This window comes from Bradyrhizobium sp., assembly GCF_019242285.1.
In the GTDB taxonomy this organism is placed as follows: Bacteria; Pseudomonadota; Alphaproteobacteria; order Rhizobiales; family Xanthobacteraceae; genus Bradyrhizobium.
This window is the reverse complement of sequence record NZ_JAFAVV010000847.1, coordinates 1-17,139: the sequence shown is the minus strand read 5'-3', so window position 1 is coordinate 17,139 and position 17,139 is coordinate 1. Positions and strand designations below refer to the sequence as shown.

Here is a 17,139-nt window from a genome sequence, read left to right as displayed (position 1 = left end):
GCGTGCAGCAATCGTCCGGAGATACGGTGTTCGACGATGCCGCGGTCGCCATGGTCCGCCGCTCCGATCCGGTGCCCGCGCCGCCCGCAGGCCTCACCGACGACCAGCTCAGCTTCGCGCTCGACGTGAACTTCAACAAGCGCAAGTAGCCGCGACCGGACCGGCGCCAGGAACGGTGCGGCGGGCCGTGGCTCTGGCGTTCGCCAACCTGTTGAGATAGTGTCGTTCGGATCGGACTCGCACTGAATAGAAGTTGCTATTGGCCCCGTCTTTCCTGTCGAAACCAATATGATTGAACGAAAGGTGCTGGGGCTCATCGCAAGGTGACCGCAATGCCAGGTGTTGTTAGTTATTTTGCCGTTTTACTTCTCTACGTTGTAGCGTCGACATTCTTTAGCCCTTCGGCTGCGTCTGCACTCGAGCTCGACCAAGCGATAGAAAGCTGTCGCAATTCCACCGGCCGGCCAACCTACATGGCTTGCATGCAGGCCGGTGGCATGCATCAAGTTTGCTTCGGCAGGGCAAGATCGGTCGTTCGGTCCTGCGTAAGAAACGCCATGGCCGTGGCGCGGCCGAAGGCCGCGCTGTTCTCGGCAGAAAAGCTGGCCGATCCGCTTCTGGGCGGAAAACCGAATTCGGCCGGCGCTGCAAACGACGTCCCGGCTCGTCTTGTGGCGCCGCCCCGAACCATTTCGGATATCACCGCCATTCTCGAACAGCAACGGCCGGATCCAGCTGCGATCGCAAGATTGACATCGACCGCCGACACTGCCGCGGCCGCCGGCCTCAAGGGGCCCGAACTTGCCGAGTTCTACTACAAGCGCGCACAGGCGCGATTGCTTCTTGGCCGCGCTGACGCACTCGAAGACGCACAACTCGCCGTCAACAACGCCTCGGATAGCGACTACAGGACCTTGGGCAGCCGTTACGAACAACTGCTGATACGACTATTGCGCGAAGCCGGGCATAAAAAGCAAGCCGATGTGCTGGTGGCAAAGCAGTTGGCTACGTTCACCAAGCAGGTGAGGGGGCGGCTGTTCGGACTGAATTTCACGGCGTCGCAGGACTATTTGAAGGGCGGCGACATCAACGCTGCGGAGTCATACACCGCCCGCAATCGCGCGCTGCTCGCGGAAGCACAGCGTTGGCCGGTGTTTCCGACCTACGGAATGGTCTGGCAAGCCTTTGTCGAAGACGGAAACGCACGTATTGATGAGGCGCGTGGCCGCTTTTCGCAGGCCGAGGTCGCTTATCACAAGGCCGCAATCCTGTATGCTGCCGCTTTGAAGACGGTTTCCCAGTGGGAGAGCAGGCCTGCTGAAGGAGAGTTGGAAAGGTCGTCCGATTGGGCGTTGGCCCTGGAGGGGCGCACCAAGGTGAAACAGGGCCGAGTCGGGGAAGGCGAAACCGATGTCAGGCGTGCGCTTCTCAATCGCCTGGGCAAGTCCGGCAAGTTTCATGCGGATACCGCCGGTGTGCTCGCGATATTGGTCTATGTGCTGCAGGAGCAAGGACGCTTCGCGGAAGCCGAGCAACTTCAGCGACAGGTCATCATCATCTATCAAGGGCTCGGATATGGCGCCGAGTCATTTCAGATGGTCCGCGCGCATTTGTTCTTGGCGCAGATCAAGAATTTGAGGGGGCAATATCATGCGGCGTCGGAACTGTATGATCAGGTCGATCTCTGGACTGCAAAATGGGAGCCCTCGCGTCGGGAACTGATCAGCGGCGGTCTTGCGCGCGTTGCCGTCATGTTGTTCGAGGGCAACAATGACAATGCGCTTGAAATTGCCCGCCGGACCTATGAACGCGAGCGGGGTCGATCGGGCGAAAAGAGCTTCAACACCGCGATGACTCTCGGCTTTTATGCCGTGGCGCTCGCTCGAAATGGGAAAACGTCGGAATCGCTGCGGGCGTTCGTGGAGGCATTGCCTATCCTCACGTCTGGCTCTTCCCATGATGATGAGGATAGCGGCAGCACGGCTGCTGCTGGTGAAGGACGGGTCCGGTTTGTCATCGAGAGCTACCTGCGATTACTCAGCCGCAATCCGTCGATCGCGCCCGCGTCGGTCCTGGCCGAGACGTTCGGATATGCCGACATTCTCCGTGGCCAAGCCGTTCAAAGGGCGCTGCAAGCATCGTCGGTGCGTTCGAAAGTCGACAATCCGGAGCTGGCAACGTCAATACGTGCCTTGCAGGATTCGGAAAAGCAGATCGGCGCGGCCGTCGCTGCTCTCAACAACCTTCTGAGCGTATCTTCATCGGAACGCGACGGAACGGCGCTGACGGGCGCGCAAGCGGAAATAGGGCGTTTGCAGGCGGCTCATGCCCTGATCGTGAAGGATATTGCGAAGAAGTTTCCGGAGTACGGTAATCTGGTGAATCCACCGCCGCCGCGCGCCGAGGACCTGCAAGAGGTGCTCGCGGGCGATGAAGTGCTGCTATCGTTCTATTTCGGCAGGTTCGATAGCTTCGTCTGGATACTCAAGAAGGATGGGCCGGCCGAGTTCAGGCGCATTGATACGACCCTCGGCGACTTGAACGCGAGGGTCACCAAGCTTCGCGCGGCGCTCGAGCCAGACGCCGCGATGATCTCGGATATCCCCGCCTACGATCTCAAACTCGCCTATGAGCTGTATTCGACCTTGCTGAAGCCAACGGAGGCCGATTGGAAGCCAGCCAGGAATTTGATCGTCGTCACCAACGGAGCGCTCGGGCTTCTGCCTCTGTCTTTGCTGCCGACATCTCCGGCAGAAATAAAGCTCGACGATGATCCGTTGTTTTCGAGCTATCGAACCGTGCCATGGCTGGCCCGCACCCATGCGGTAACGATGGTGCCTTCCGTGACCGCGCTGATGACCCTGCGGAAATTGCCGCGTGGCACAGCGGCGCGCAACGAGCTCATTGGCTTCGGAGATCCTGTGTTCAACAAGGAGCAGGAACTCCAACTCGAAGCAAACGATGCTTCACAAAAGACCGCCGATGCGTCCGACGTTATGCGTGGAAGACCATTAAAGAGGCGGGAAGCTCCCAGGCTCGATGGGGTCGATAGCGTTCAGCTCGCACAGCTTCCGCGGCTGCCCGACACGGCGCTTGAACTGAAATCGGTGGCGCTTGCGCTGCACGCAGATCCCATCAGGGCGCTCAACCTCGGCAAAGCCGCAAATGAGACGAAGGTCAAGACGACCGACCTTTCCAGATTCAAGGTGGTGGCGTTCGCGACGCATGGCCTGGTTCCAGGCGAACTGGACGGCTTGAGCCAGCCCGCGCTCGCGCTCTCCGCGCCGGATGTCGCAGACAGCGATGGCGACGGGCTTCTGACCATGGAGGAGATCCTTTCGTTGAAGCTTGATGCGGACTGGGTCGTCTTGTCTGCCTGCAACACCGCCGCAGGCGCTGCAGCCGGTGCGGAGGCCGCATCCGGTCTCGGTCGCGCCTTCTTCTACGCAGGGACGCGGGCGCTTCTCGTCACGAACTGGTCGGTACATTCGGAGTCTGCAAGAGAATTGATGACCGACCTGTTCAGACGCCAGGCCGACGATCCAAAGCTGACCCGGGGGGAAGCATTGCGGGAGGCCATGATGGCGCTGGTCGACGGACCCGGTTATCTTGATAGCGACGGCAAGACGGAATTTGGCTACGCACATCCACTGTTCTGGGCGCCATACACGATCATCGGTGATGGTAATGTCCGTTAGTTCGAATTTGGAGTTTGAAAGATGCCGCTTGCGGGGACGCATGGCCAAGGTGGCGGCATCGTTGTTCATCGCGATCGGCGTTGCAATGTCGAATTGCGCAAATGCAGTTCAGCTGATCACGGGAGAGGAAGCGCAATTGCCGCCGCCCAAGGGAGCTGTTGCCGCGGACAGGCGTGGCATTCTGCGATCGCCGAAGGTGAAATTCGTCTCACCGGGAGAAGTGGCGCATTCGCCCTTTCATCTGCAGCTCGAGTTCGAAGCGTTTGGCGGCACAAAGATAGACCCGAGCTCGATCAAGGTGACCTTTCTTCGCACGCCGAATGTCGACCTTACATCGCGCGTCAAGCCCTTCGTTCAGGCAAACGGCATCGATATGCCGGACACCGAAGTGCCGCCGGGCGAATATCTGCTCCGTGTCGACGTCAAGGACAGCGATGGCCGTGCCGGCAGCACCAGCTTTATCTTGAAGGTATCCCCCTGATACAGATCATGGATTGCCCTTACTGCCTATCTGAAAACCGAGCAGGGACGTTGGTATGCAGCGTCTGCTCGCGGGACATAGCAATACCGACGACGTTGATTGCCGAGCGTGACGAGCTGCTGCGCAAGCGCGATCTCATCCGAGACGAGCTGCGCCGCGCGAGACAAGAGATCGACGCGGTCAGAAACCGCGCAAAACCGCGATAGTGGCCGATGGAGTGCCCGTTTTGCGCTGAAACCATCAAGGACGAAGCGATCGCCTGCAAGCACTGTTCGCGTGACTTGCGGGTGGTCCGTCCGATGCTTCTCGAGATTCAAAATATTGCATCGGAACTGGAGCGGCTCAACCACGAGCTCGAACGGGTCAAGGTCAGGCTCGAACGACAAAAATATCCGGTCAGGTATTTTCTGTCCCTTATCATTGTCTACGCCGTGATTCCAACGCTGCTTCTCGTGGCGGTACACGCACTGGTCACGATCGTGCTGAACGTCTCACCACTTCCGCTGCGGCTTGCGTCGATGATTATCCCGTTGTTATTTGGTCTGTTGGCTTATCCGCTGAACAAGGTCTGGTTCGAAGGTGCGTTGGGGCTCGGCCTGGCGACCGCAGCGTTGAGCGTGACCGCGATGCTCGTCGTGACCGGATTTCACGATCAAGTACCTGTTGTGCCGGGTTCCTGGTTCGAATGGCGGGAGGTGTTGGAATATGGTGCCAGTATCCTGCTTGCCTACATATCCGGCAATCTCCTCGGCGTTTTGATCTTCTACGTTTCTCCAACTCTGCTGGCACAAAATGGCAGGCCCAACGCGATCGCGTTCAAGCTAGCCAAGTTGCTGGGGCCGCACGTCGGTGACGAGCAGCTTCGTCGTCGGGCGCGTCTCATTCAGGATCTTATTCGCACTGCTGGTCCGTTGATTGGAGTTGCGGCTACGGCCGTCGGTTCCCTCTATGCTGGACTCAAGGGCGTCCTGGGATAACAAGGGCGTCCTGGGATAACGAAGTCTCGCCAGGCCGCGCATGTCAATCGCCGCCAGTTCGGCAGGCCACGCCTGCAGCCGGCCCGTCCTCGAACGCGACGCGTACCATCGCCGGTCTCGTAGTCTCGGGGCGCCGAACACGGATTCGGCGCGCCATTTTTCTGCTCGTCGCGTCGCTCAGCTCTTCTTCACCAGCGGGCAGAGGCTCTTCTCCAGCGGCAGGAAGGCCTCGTCGGCCGGAATGGTGGCGATCAGCTTGTAGTAGTCGTAGGGGTATTTCGACTCCGACGGCTTCTTCACCTCGAACAGATAGGCCGGATGGATCTTGCGGCCGTCGATGCGGATCGAGCCCTTGCCGAAGGCGGGATCGTCGGTCGGCAACTCCTTCATCTTGGCAACCACCATGCGGCCGTCATGCGGATTGCCGCCGAGCGCCTCCAGCGCCTTGAAATAATGGATCAGCGAGGCATAGACGCCGGCCTGCACCATGGTTGGCGGCCGGCCCTTGGCCGAGCGCGCCATGAAGCGCTTGGAGAAGGCGCGGGTGTCGTCGTTCAGATCCCAGTAGAAGCTCTCGGTGAGATTCAGGCCCTGCGCCGCTTCCAGCCCAAGCGAATTGACGTCGCTCAGCATCATCAACAAGGCCGCGAGCTTCTGGCCGCCGCTGACGATGCCGAACTCGGCAGCCTGCTTGATCGCGCTGGTGGTGTCGCTGCCGGCGTTGGCTAGGCCGATGATTCTGGCTCGTGACGACTGCGCCTGCAGCAGGAAGGAGGAGAAATCGGCCGTATTCAGGGGGTGCTTCACGCTGCCCAGCACCTTGCCGCCGTTGGCGACCACCTTCGCGCTGGTGTCGCGCTCGAGGCTGTGGCCGAACGCGTAATCCGCGGTCAGGAAGAACCAGCTGTCGCCCCCGGATTTGACGAGGGCCGTGGCGGTACCGTTGGCGAGCATGTAGGTGTCGTACGGCCAGTGCACCGTATTGGGCGAGCATTGCGACCCCGTGAGGTCCGTGGTGCCCGATGCCGAGTTCAGGTTGACGACGTTCTTCTCCTTCGCGAGCGCCGCGATCACGAGCCCGACGCTCGAGCTCGCCATGTCGGTGAACACGTCGACCTTCTGGACGTCGATCCATTCCTTGCCGATGTTGGCGCCGATGTCGGGCTTGTTCTGGGCGTCGGCCGACACCAGATCGATCTTCCAGCCTTTCGCCACGAGTCCGGACTCCTCGATCGCGAGCTGCGCTGCGACGACGGAGCCGGGACCGCCGATGTCCTGGTAGGGGCCGGATTGGTCGCCGAGCACGCCGACCTTGACGTTCTTGTCGAGCGTCTGCGCCGCCGCGCCGCTCGCGACCGCAAGGCCGGTCACCGCCACCAGCGTTGCCATGAGTCGTTTCATTGCCTTCTCCCGCGCATGCTTGGTTGTTCTTCCACTATGCCCCGCCGGTCCATGCTCCGCCTAGCGTGACGCGCTGCTGATTGCATTGCTTCATGTTGCAACCGAAGGCCGATATGACGCGCAGCAACGAGCTATATTTCCTGGTCTGCGGCAGGCATCCGATTTCGGCTATGTCGATCAGCCGCCGCGGGTGCCGCTCTTTGCTGCGGCCACGCAGCTGCTTGGCACCAATATCTGGCTGCTGCGGCTGCCGGCAATGATCGCGGCGTCGATCGCGGCAGCCTCGCCGTAGTTCGCGGCCATGATCGCCGCTTGCTTCTGATCGTCGGGCGAAAGCGCGTGGTAGGCCGCGGCGCGACCTTCTGCGCGAGCTCGCGCCAGCCGAACTCGTCCGACAGGACGTCTACGGCCGCACCGAGCGCCTGCCGCCGGCGCTGAGTGGACATCATCAATACTGGCTGTGGGGCCGCGCGGCCCTGACGGCGCGGTCACCATCCATGTCGGCGGCGACGCGGAGCGCTGGCGTCGCGCCTGGCGAACATCGGGGACCGCCTGAAGCGGTTTCGCTGAACGGGCGGCTTTCTAGAGCTTCTTTGTTTTGACGCGTTTCCTTCACGCGAACCGGTATCCACTTCACTCGAAAACGCTCTACGTCGTGACGGTAGGTGCGGTCGGGACCTGAAGCAGCCGCGTCGAACGCACGCAGCCGAGCTTCGGCGTCACGTCCAGGCGTAGCCGGTGGCCGTAGCGCAGCTTGGTGAACAGCGCCCGATCGATCTCGTATTTCACCGCCCGCTCCGCTTTCCCATCGTCGATCGCGACGCGGTAGACCTTGCCGGCCTGCTCGCCGTCGGGATCGTCGCTGGCCTCGAGGAAGATCACCTGTCCCTCGACGCTGACGGTCTCGTGCCGAAGATCGTACAGGCCGTGATAGACGAAGCGCCAGACCGTCAGGTTGGCGAGCGCCCACAAGACCCATCCCGCCACCAATAGCGCACCGGAAAGCGTCCAGGGCTCGATCCGCGTCGAGATGCCGAACAGGAGCCGTCCCCAGATCGCGAAGAACACGAGGGCGCCGGGAATGACGTACAGCACCGCCATCGGATCGATGTTGTGGAAGAAGTTCGGAGGCGAGGCGATCCGCACCTGGCGCCAGGCGCCGGACGCCTTCGACCACACCAACGTCGTGTGCTGCACGGCAAACGGCGAGCGAATCTGCCGCCCGACGCCGAGCGCCACCGCGTAGGCGGCCTCGCGATCCGGCGGCCATTCCGGATCGATCGGCCCGTCGATCGGCGGACGCAGGGTCTGGCGCATCAGGTGGCGGTACATCAGGCGGAGCTTGTCGCCGGTATCGCTCGGACGCGGACGGCGGAGCCCCATCACCAGGGTGGCCGACAACAGATAGGCGATCAGCCCGAGGAAGAGCCCGACGCCCAGTCCGATCGCGAAGCCGACCGGGACCAGCAGCATCACGCAAAGCCAGAAGCAGGTTCTGAGCGAGGGGCGCTCCTCGACCAGCCCGCGGTCGCGCGCATCGGCGACGACATGGTTGCGGAAGGTCGTCATCCACTTCTTCGCGTGCTCGATCGATTCGAGTCGCAGCGCTTCCTCGAGCACGGCGCCGCCCGCGCGCTCGGCGCGGCGGGCGACATGGTCGTAAACTTGGCGCTCGAACGGCCGCAGTGCCGCGAGATCCTTGCCGTTGCTCTTCCGAGGCTGGAGTTGGACCTTTCCCGAGGCCGCCGTGGACCGGCGGATCAGCCCCCGTGCGATCAGGTCGAGATAGGTCGCCGTCGCCGCCTGCTCGCCGACATCGCCATAACGCGCGCACAAGAGCGCCGCCACGGCCGGCGGCTGTCCCTTCCAGATACTGCGCTTCGAGGGTTTGGCGCGGGACCACGGACGCATGAACGACGACAGCTCCAAGGACGGCGGCGCGCACGGCACCAGCGCCGCAATCAACGGCAACGAAATTCGCAGGAGCGGGGTTCCCGGCAGAGTTGCGGCAGCCGCTCGCGCCTAACCGAGAACTTATTTGGGACCGTTTGTTGGCGGAACGGATTCCCTTGAAATGAATCTCGGTGTGCCCAGAAAATAGCTGATCCGGAGTCGGACGACAACGATACCGGAGGCCTGCACCGCGAGACGCCTTGGCGGACGCTTCAGTCGTGAAAAACGATTCAAAATCCGCATGTTAGCTGACACGAGGTGCGAATTCGCACACCGGAACATCCGTTCGTCCCCCGCAAAAAATCTTGATCTGCGGCTTTTCGCCATACGCGCAGGCGTGAACAGTGCCAGGCTGCGATCTTGCCGCAATTCGTGGACGCAGATTCTGTCTGGCCGTGCAACCTCGGGTCGGTGCGCGCGCTAACGCCAGAAATAACGGATACCGACATAGACGACGACGAGACAGGCGAAGATCAGCGCGACCGGCAATTGCGGCCTTGCATTCGACCCCGCCGGGAGCACCGGCTTGGGACGGCCCGTTGGACGGCGAAACGCGGTCACGTTGTCGGCGACCGGCTCCGCCGGGCCGGAGCGAACCTCCGGTGCCGGGCCGACGCCGCCCATCTCGGCGTAGTAGTTCTGGTAGATCCGGCCGATGATGGTCTCAGTGGCCTTCCCCTCCGCCATTTCCTTCAGAAGCGCGTTGTAGCTCGCCAGGAAATTCTGGGCCTCCGTCGGAAGGGCCGAGGTACCGTTCAGCTTGGCCATCATCTTCCAGGTGGCAAAATCGGCGCGGGCCCTGGTGTCGGCCCGGCGTGCAATCATCATATCAGCAGCTTTGACCAAGATGGCCTCGGGTCGTTTTCGCCCGCGCCTCGCGGCTAGGCGTTACCGGTTAAAATAAGGACGAGTCGAATGATATAGTCCCTCGAGTTTCGCAGGACTCCGGAGATAACATCAAGATTTAGACCGAACTGCGAACCTGCCAAGGGAAGCAGGATCAAAAAGGCGATCAAAATCAACATCCCGAACGGCTCGAGCCGGGCCAGAGGAAGGGCCAGCATCCGCGGCAGCAGGCCGACGGCGACCCGGCCGCCGTCCAGCGGCGGTATCGGCAGCATGTTGAAGACGGCGAGCACGACATTGATCAGCAGCGCATTTTGCAGATTGTCGGCGGTCCATTGGGCGGCATTCGCCGGAACCAGCGGCAGCAGGTGAAATCCGGCTGCGGCGACGAGCGCGAGCGCAATATTGGTGGCCGGGCCGGCCAGCGCCACCAGCACGCTGCCGAAGCGGGGATCCCTGAGCTTGCGGAAATTGACCGGGACCGGCTTGGCGTAGCCGAACAGGAAGGGCGAGCCCGACACGAGCAGCAGGGCCGGCAGCAGGAGCGTGCCGAACGGGTCGATGTGGCGGAGCGGGTTGAGACTGACGCGGCCGAGAGTCCAGGCGGTGTCGTCGCCCAGCGCACGCGCGGCGAAGCCATGCGCCGCCTCATGGAAGGTGATGGCGATGACGAGCGGGAGCACCCAGACCGATGCGCTGTAAAGGGAGAGGCTCAATGGCTTGCTTTCCGGACAAAACCAACAATTGGGGGCTCCGCACGCGTTAGCGAACTCCCTCGGCATATTGCGGCAGGCCGTCGTCGAGCCTGAGCCAATCCACCTTCTCGGATACCCAGATGTGCTCGGTCGGAGCCAAGGCGTTGCGATCATCGAAAGTGGCCAGCGCCACGCCGGCCAAGGTGCCGTTGCGCCGCCAGGAGAACAGCCGCGTGCCGCAGCGCGGGCAGAACACGCGGTCGACAAGCTCGGACGAGGGGTAACGTGCTGTCTCGCCCTCGATCGTGAGCGCCCGCTGTTCGAACCTGGCACGGGCGAAGAACGGCGATCCCATCGCCTTCTGGCATGTGCGGCAATGGCAGATGCGGACGCTGTTCGGCTCGCCCTCGGCCTTGAAGCGGACCGCGCCGCACAGGCAGCCGCCCTCCCGGATCGTGCGACGCTCCAATTTGAATCCCCGCCTGAAAGAACGCCTCCAGTCTACGCCGTCAAATACACGTCGTCCATGAACAGCGCGTCGATGCCCGACTTGCGGAACGTGACGATCGCATCCGAGGGCGTGCAGACGATCGGCTCGCTGTCGTTGAACGAGGTATTGACGACGAGCGGCACGCCGGTCCTGGCGTGGAAGCAGGACAACAGCTCGTGAAAGCGCGGATTCGAGTCGCGGGTCACGAGCTGCAGCCGCGCGGTGCCGTCCCGGTGCAGGACGGCGGGGATGCGGTCGCGTCGGTCGGGCTTGGCGTCGCAGGCGAACAGCATGAATTCATGGCTGCTCGAATGGGCGCCCACCTCGAACCATTCGTCGGCATGCTCGGCCATGACGCTCGGCGCGAAGGGGCGGAAATCCTCGCGGTGCTTGACCTTCTGGTTGAGGATGTCGCGCATGTCGGCCCGGCGGGGATCGGCGAGCAGCGAACGATTGCCGAGCGCGCGCGGTCCGAACTCCATGCGGCCCTGGAACCAGGCGACGATCTTGCCGTCGGCGAGCATGTCGGCGGCGTCGCGCGCGGGATCGTTGCTGCGGTTCGGCGTGAAGCCGGCCGACTTGACCGCAGCCAGGATCTCGCGGCGGTCGAATTCGGGCCCGAGATAGGGGGTGGAGATGCCGCGCTTGGGATGACGCCTCTCCTTGGCGCAATGCACCGCATAGGCGGCGCCGATCGCGGTGCCGGCGTCGTGCGGCGCGGACGGGATGAACACGTCGGAGAACTCGCCCGACTGCCGGATCAGCTCGTTGGTCACGCAATTGAGCGCGACGCCGCCTGAAAAGCAGAGCTTGTCGAACGGCGCCTTGCGCTTGATGCGCCGGACCAGTGCGGCGACCGCCTCGTTGGTGGCCTCCTGCAGAGCCGCGGCGATGTCGGCATGCCGCGGCTCGATCTTGACGTCCGGGTAGCGCGGCTGGCCCAGCAGGTCCTCGATCCGATTCGACTTGGCCGAGAAGAAGCCGATCGCGTCCGGGTCCACCGCATAGGTGTCCTTGCCGACCTTCATGATCTCGTGGAACTGGCGGCGGAAGGTCTCGGGATTGCCATAGGCGGCGAGCCCCATCAGCTTCGAGGCGTCATAGCTCGAGAAGCCGAGAAAGCCGCAGATCACCTCCCAGACGAAGCCCAGCGAATGCGGATAGTCGAAAGTCTCGATCGGCTCGATCTGCGTGCCCTTGGCCTTTGCCAGCATCGAGCCGGCCGCCTCGCCGATGCCGTCGACGGTGAGGACGGCGGCTTCGTCGAAGCCCGACGGGAAATAGGCCGAGGCGGCGTGCGCCAGATGATGCGGCACGAAATGAAATTTCTGCCGCAGCGGACGCCGAAACAGCTCCTCGGCGACACTCTGCACCTGGCCGAGCCGCAGCAGGAAGGTCTCCTCCATCCGCGGATTCGGCCACCACTCGGCGCGGAATCGCGTTCGACGCAGTTCGGGATCGAAGGAGTAGCCGATGTGGTCGATATCGCCGGGGCCGAGCCCGGCGTGATCCAGGCAATAGCGGATCGCACGCTCGGGAAATTGATGCGGGTTGTCGACGTCAGGCAGCTTGCAGTGCTTGACGCGCGTGAACCGCTCCTCCTCGACGGCAGCGACGAGCTCGCCCTCGACCAGCAGCGCCGCGGCTGAATCGTGATACACCGCGTTGATTCCGAGAATATTCACTCGCTCACCTCCGCTCGCACCATCGCCCTGGAGCGGCCTTCCATCGCCGCTCACTGCGGCGATATGGCGGCCATTTTGATGAACATGACCTGAACCTAATAGGTCGCGCGTCCGCCGGAGATATCGAATACCGCGCCGGTCGAGAAGGCGCAGTCCTCCGAGGCGAGCCACGCCACCATCGCGGCGAGTTCCTCGACCAGCACGAAGCGGCCCTTCGGGATTTTCGACAGCATGAAATCGATATGCGCCTGCGTCAATTGATCGAAGATCGCGGTCTTGGCCGCGGCCGGCGTCACCGCATTGACCAGGATGTTGTGCGCGGCGAGCTCCTTGCCGAGCGATTTCGTCAGGGCGATCAGGCCGGCCTTGGAGGCCGAGTAGTGCGCGGCGTTCGGATTGCCTTCCTTGCCGGCGATCGAGGCGATGTTGACGATGCGGCCGTAATTCTGCTTCAACATCTGCGGCACGACGGCCTTGCAGCAGATGAAAGGGCCGTCGAGATTGATGCGCAGCACCTTGCGCCACTCGTCGAGATCGGTCTCCCACACCGTCTTGTTGACGCCGGCGACGCCGGCATTGTTGACGAGGATGTCGATCTTGCCGAGCGCTGTCACCGTATCAGTCGTGGCTTTCTCGACCGCGGCCGGATCGGTGACGTCGACCTTCAGCGCAATCACGCCGTCGCCGATCGCCTTCACGGTCTTCTCGGCCAGCGGCTGGTCATGGTCCCAGATCGCGACCCTGGCGCCGGAGGCGACGAAACGCTCGGCGATGGCGCGCCCAAACCCTTGCGCGCCGCCGGTGACGACGGCGCTCCTCCCGTTCAGATCGATTGTGTTCATGCACAAGAATCCTTTTTATTGAAGCCCGAGAATATCATCGGAAGAGCGGGGAGAGGTGACTTCAAAGCGTCCAGCCGCCGTCGATGACATGCGCGACGCCGGTGGTGAACGCGCTTTCGTCGCTGGCCAGATACACCGCGAGCGCAGCGATCTCTTCCGCGGTGCCGAGCCGTCCCATCGGTTGCCGGGCCACGAACATGTCGCGTCCGTCGGGGCCGGCCGTGGCCGCGCGCTGCAGCATCGAGGGTGTCTCGACCGTGCCCGGACAGATGCAGTTGCAGCGGATGCGCTTGCCGACGAAGTCGCAGGCGACCGAACGGGTCAGCGCCGCGACCGCGGCCTTGGTCGCGCTGTAGACATAGCGGTTGGGCGCTGCCTTCACGACGCCGGCCGCGGAGGCGATATTCACGATCGAGCCGCCGCCACCCTCCAGCATCGCGGGCAGGAAGGCGCGGATCATGCGGTGCATCGACTTGACGTTGAGGTCGAAGGAGAAATCCCAGTCCTCGTCGGAGCAGTCGAGGATCGTGCCGTGATGCACGAAGCCAGCGGCGTTGAGCAGGACGTCGACCTGGCCGACACGTCTGGCCATCGCCAAGACCGCAGCGCTGTCGCGGACGTCGAGTTTTGCGATCTCCGCCACGCCTTCGTCCTTCAGCGAGGCGATGCCCTTCTCGTCGATGTCGGTCGCGAACACGCGGGCGCCCTGGCGCGCAAGGGCAAGCGCGCAGGCCCGCCCGATGCCGGCGGCCGCGGCGGTCACGAAGGCGCGCTTGCCCTTGAGGCGGTCTGACATGAGGTTCTCCTTGCTATGACTGCGCGGCGCAAAACGACGAAGAACCGCAGGGTGGACCAAGTCGCGCAGCGACGTGCCCACCATTGTTTCGACAGCACGGCTCTGGATGGTGGGCACGGCGCTCCGCGCGATGCGCAGCATCGTCGCGTCGCGCCTTGGCCCACCCTACGGTTTTGTGCTCGCAATGACGACGTGATGTCAGTGATTGTCCCTCGCCACGCCGAACGTGCCGGCGATGTCGTGATAGCGGGTGGCGATCTCCATGCAGGCGCCGGTGGCCTGCTGGCCGACCGTCGCGCGGTACAGCTCCTGCCACGGCGTCTGGTGTGGCGGGTAGGGGAAGCCGCCCTTGGCCTTCAGCTCGGTGCGGCGCGTCTTCAACTCGTCGTCCGTGATCAGGATGTTGGCCGCGCCCTTGTTGAGGTCGATGCGGACCTTGTCGCCGGTCTTCAGGATCGCAAGCCCACCGTCGGCGGCGGCTTCCGGCGAGGCGTTGAGAATCGACGGTGAGCCCGAGGTGCCGGATTGCCTGCCATCGCCGATGCAGGGCAGAGCGAGGATGCCGCGCTTGATCAGCGCCGCCGGCGGCTGCATGTTCACGACCTCGGCGCCGCCGGGATAGCCGATCGGGCCGGTGCCGCGGATGAACAGCACGCAGCGCTCGTCGATGTCGAGTGCGGGATCGTCGATCCGGTGGTGGTAGTCCTCCGGGCCCTCGAACACGATGGCGCGGCCCTCGAACGCGTTCGGGTCTTTCGGATTGCTGAGATAGCGCTCGCGGAATTCCTTCGAGATCACGCTGGTCTTCATGATCGCGGAATCGAACAGATTGCCGCGCAGCACCAGGAAGCCGGCGTCCTTCACCAGCGGCTTGTCATAGGCCCAGATCACGTCGCCGTCGGGCTTTGCCGCTTCGCGGCAATTGTCGCCCATCGGACGGCCATTGACCGTCATCGCATCCTCGTGGATGCGCTTGTGCTGCATCAGTTCGCGCACCACCGCGGGCACGCCGCCGGCGCGGTGAAACTCCTCGCCGAGATAGAAGCCGGCCGGCTGCATGTTGACCAGCAGCGGCACGTCATGGCCGACCTTCTGCCAGTCCTCGATCGACAGCTCGACGCCGATGTGGCGGGCCAGCGCGTTGATGTGGATCGGCGCGTTGGTCGAGCCGCCGATCGCCGAGTTGATCACGATGCAGTTCTCGAACGCCTTGCGGGTCAGGATGTCGGACGGCTTGAGGTCCTCCCACACCATCTCGACGATGCGCTTGCCGGTCTCGTAGGCGATCTGCGAGCGCTCGCGATAGGGCGCGGGGATCGCCGCGCAGCCCGGCAGCGACATGCCGAGCGCCTCGGCGAGCGAGTTCATGGTCGAGGCGGTGCCCATGGTGTTGCAATGGCCGACCGAGGGCGCCGAGGAGGCCACGATCTCCATGAACTCCTCATAATCGATCTCGCCGGCAGCGAGCCGCTCGCGCGACTTCCAGACCACCGTCCCGGAACCGGTGCGCTCGCCATTGTGCCAGCCGTTCAGCATCGGCCCGCCCGAGAGCACGATCGCGGGCAGGTTGACGGTCGCCGCCGCCATCAGACAGGCCGGCGTCGTCTTGTCGCAGCCGGTGGTCAGCACCACGCCATCCAGCGGATAGCCGAACAGCACCTCGACCAGGCTGAGATAGGCGAGGTTGCGGTCAAGTGCCGCAGTCGGCCGCTTGCCGGTTTCCTGGATCGGGTGGGTGGGAAACTCCATCGCGATACCGCCGGCGGCGCGGATGCCTTCGCGAACCCGCTGCGCCAGCTCGATGTGGTGGCGGTTGCAGGGGGAGAGGTCGTTGCCGGTCTGGGCAATGCCGATGATCGGCATGCCCGACTGCAACTCCTTTCGCGTCAGCCCATAATTCAGGTAGCGCTCCAGGTAGAGCGCGGTCATGCCCGGGTTATGGGGATTGTTGAACCACTCGCTGGAACGAAGTTTGCGCCTGGTGACGCCGGTAAGCGGCTTGTTCATGGCTTTCTCCCGCAGCGCACACGCCACATTATTGTGCGTTCTTGATTTTGCGCTGGATGTTTACATGACGCCGCCCACTTCGCAAATTCGCTTGCCGGGGGCAAGGGTTACGACTTTGATCCAAGGACAGGACCGCAAATTTCTGCTATGAGGCGGTCCTAACGAAGAACAAGACCGCTGCGGCTTATGGCGGCGCGTCATCAAAGGAAATGTGGAGGGAGTGGATGTCGTCCGTACATATTCGCGACGTGCGGAAATCGTTCGGGAATTTCGAGGTTCTGCATGGCGTGACGATCCCGATCGAGGACGGCGAATTCGTCGTGCTGGTCGGGCCCTCCGGCTGCGGCAAGTCCACCCTGCTGCGGATGCTGGCGGGGCTGGAGAACATCACCTCGGGCACGATTTCCATCGGCGATCGCGTCGTCAACAATGTCCAGCCCAAAGAGCGCGACATCGCCATGGTGTTCCAGAACTATGCGCTCTATCCGCATATGACGGTCGCCGACAACATGGGTTTCTCCCTGAAGCTGCGCGGCGCGAGGGCCGAGGAGATCAAGCAGGGCGTGGCGCGCGCCGCCGAGATCCTGGCGCTGACCCCGCTGCTCGACCGCTATCCCCGGCAGCTTTCGGGCGGCCAGCGCCAGCGCGTCGCCATGGGCCGCGCCATCGTGCGCGATCCCCAGGTCTTCCTGTTCGACGAGCCGCTGTCCAATCTCGATGCCAAGCTGCGGGTGGCGATGCGCACCGAGATCAAGGAGTTGCACCAGCGGCTGAAGACCACCACCGTCTATGTCACCCACGACCAGATCGAGGCCATGACCATGGCCGACAAGATCGTGGTGATGCATGACGGCATCGTCGAGCAGATCGGCTCGCCGCTCGAGCTGTACGACCGGCCCGACAACCAGTTCGTCGCCGGCTTCATCGGCTCGCCGGCGATGAATTTCCTGAAGGGCAAGGTGGTCGCCAATGGCAGCGCCAGTTTTGAGGGGCCGAAGGGCGTCAAGCTGCCGCTGAAATCGGCGCCGGCCAATTCCGACGGCCAGCCCGCCGTCTATGGCATCCGGCCGGAGCATTTTACCATCGCCGACGATGGCACCGAAGCCGAGATCATCGTCGTGGAGCCGACCGGCTCGGAGACCCAAGTCTTTGCCAAACTTGGCGGCGAGCAGGTCGTCGCCGTGTTCCGCGAGCGTCACCTCTTCAATCCGGGCGACAAGATCCGATTAAAGCCCAATCCGCTGCTGGTCCATCTCTTCGATGACACG

The 17,139-nt window shown here is 63.2% G+C and carries 15 protein-coding genes; 5 read left to right on the top strand and 10 right to left on the bottom strand.

Annotated features, from left to right (window positions below; genetic code table 11):
• The 4 genes from JOY90_RS34970 to JOY90_RS34955 all read left to right on the top strand — a co-directional run.
• On the top strand, positions 1 to 149 hold a 149-nt coding region (locus JOY90_RS34970; protein ID WP_291695647.1), incomplete at its 5' end, for an energy transducer TonB.
• Positions 150 to 557: 408 nt separating this feature from the next.
• Complete coding sequence (locus tag JOY90_RS34965; RefSeq protein ID WP_291695645.1) at positions 558 to 3,698, top strand: CHAT domain-containing tetratricopeptide repeat protein; 3,141 nt, start codon at positions 558 to 560, stop codon at positions 3,696 to 3,698.
• 40 nt (positions 3,699 to 3,738) lie between these two features.
• Positions 3,739 to 4,179, top strand: a complete 441-nt coding sequence (locus tag JOY90_RS34960; protein ID WP_291695644.1) for a hypothetical protein — start codon at positions 3,739 to 3,741, stop codon at positions 4,177 to 4,179.
• Positions 4,180 to 4,391: 212 nt separating this feature from the next.
• On the top strand, positions 4,392 to 5,156 hold the full coding sequence (locus JOY90_RS34955; RefSeq protein ID WP_291695643.1) for a hypothetical protein: 765 nt from the start codon (positions 4,392 to 4,394) through the stop codon (positions 5,154 to 5,156).
• Between the two features lie 177 nt (positions 5,157 to 5,333).
• On the opposite strand, the gene JOY90_RS34950 is transcribed toward JOY90_RS34955, so the two are convergent.
• The 10 genes from JOY90_RS34950 to JOY90_RS34905 all read right to left on the bottom strand — a co-directional run bounded on the left by JOY90_RS34950 (position 5,334) and on the right by JOY90_RS34905 (position 15,871).
• Positions 5,334 to 6,557, bottom strand: coding sequence for an ABC transporter substrate-binding protein (locus JOY90_RS34950; RefSeq protein ID WP_291695642.1), 1,224 nt, complete (start codon positions 6,555 to 6,557; stop codon positions 5,334 to 5,336).
• Positions 6,558 to 6,734: 177 nt separating this feature from the next.
• Positions 6,735 to 6,860, bottom strand: a complete 126-nt coding sequence (locus JOY90_RS34945; protein ID WP_291695641.1) for a hypothetical protein — start codon at positions 6,858 to 6,860, stop codon at positions 6,735 to 6,737.
• Between the two features lie 345 nt (positions 6,861 to 7,205).
• On the bottom strand, positions 7,206 to 8,468 hold the full coding sequence (locus JOY90_RS34940; RefSeq protein WP_367277031.1) for a hypothetical protein: 1,263 nt from the start codon (positions 8,466 to 8,468) through the stop codon (positions 7,206 to 7,208).
• Between the two features lie 462 nt (positions 8,469 to 8,930).
• Positions 8,931 to 9,338 carry a hypothetical protein gene (locus JOY90_RS34935; protein WP_291695640.1) on the bottom strand — a complete coding sequence of 136 codons (408 nt, stop codon included), beginning with the start codon at positions 9,336 to 9,338 and terminating at the stop codon, positions 8,931 to 8,933.
• Positions 9,339 to 9,391: 53 nt separating this feature from the next.
• Entirely contained in the window at positions 9,392 to 10,072 is a 681-nt protein-coding gene (locus JOY90_RS34930) for a site-2 protease family protein (RefSeq protein WP_291695639.1), read from the bottom strand.
• Positions 10,073 to 10,118: 46 nt separating this feature from the next.
• Positions 10,119 to 10,520 carry a GFA family protein gene (locus tag JOY90_RS34925; RefSeq protein ID WP_291695638.1) on the bottom strand — a complete coding sequence of 134 codons (402 nt, stop codon included), beginning with the start codon at positions 10,518 to 10,520 and terminating at the stop codon, positions 10,119 to 10,121.
• 32 nt (positions 10,521 to 10,552) lie between these two features.
• The gene (locus JOY90_RS34920; protein WP_291695637.1) at positions 10,553 to 12,226 is read right to left on the bottom strand and encodes a carbamoyltransferase C-terminal domain-containing protein; all 1,674 of its coding nucleotides are present in this window, start codon (positions 12,224 to 12,226) and stop codon (positions 10,553 to 10,555) included.
• A 95-nt stretch (positions 12,227 to 12,321) separates the two neighbouring features.
• Entirely contained in the window at positions 12,322 to 13,068 is a 747-nt protein-coding gene (locus JOY90_RS34915) for an SDR family NAD(P)-dependent oxidoreductase (protein ID WP_291695636.1), read from the bottom strand.
• A gap of 61 nt (positions 13,069 to 13,129) precedes the next feature.
• On the bottom strand, positions 13,130 to 13,864 hold the full coding sequence (locus tag JOY90_RS34910) for an SDR family oxidoreductase (protein ID WP_291695635.1): 735 nt from the start codon (positions 13,862 to 13,864) through the stop codon (positions 13,130 to 13,132).
• Positions 13,865 to 14,062: 198 nt separating this feature from the next.
• Positions 14,063 to 15,871, bottom strand: a complete 1,809-nt coding sequence (locus JOY90_RS34905) for an IlvD/Edd family dehydratase (RefSeq protein WP_291695634.1) — start codon at positions 15,869 to 15,871, stop codon at positions 14,063 to 14,065.
• 224 nt (positions 15,872 to 16,095) lie between these two features.
• Between JOY90_RS34905 and JOY90_RS34900 the strand changes: the two genes are divergently transcribed.
• The coding region (locus JOY90_RS34900; RefSeq protein ID WP_291695633.1) for an ABC transporter ATP-binding protein at positions 16,096 to 17,139 on the top strand (1,044 nt) is incomplete at its 3' end.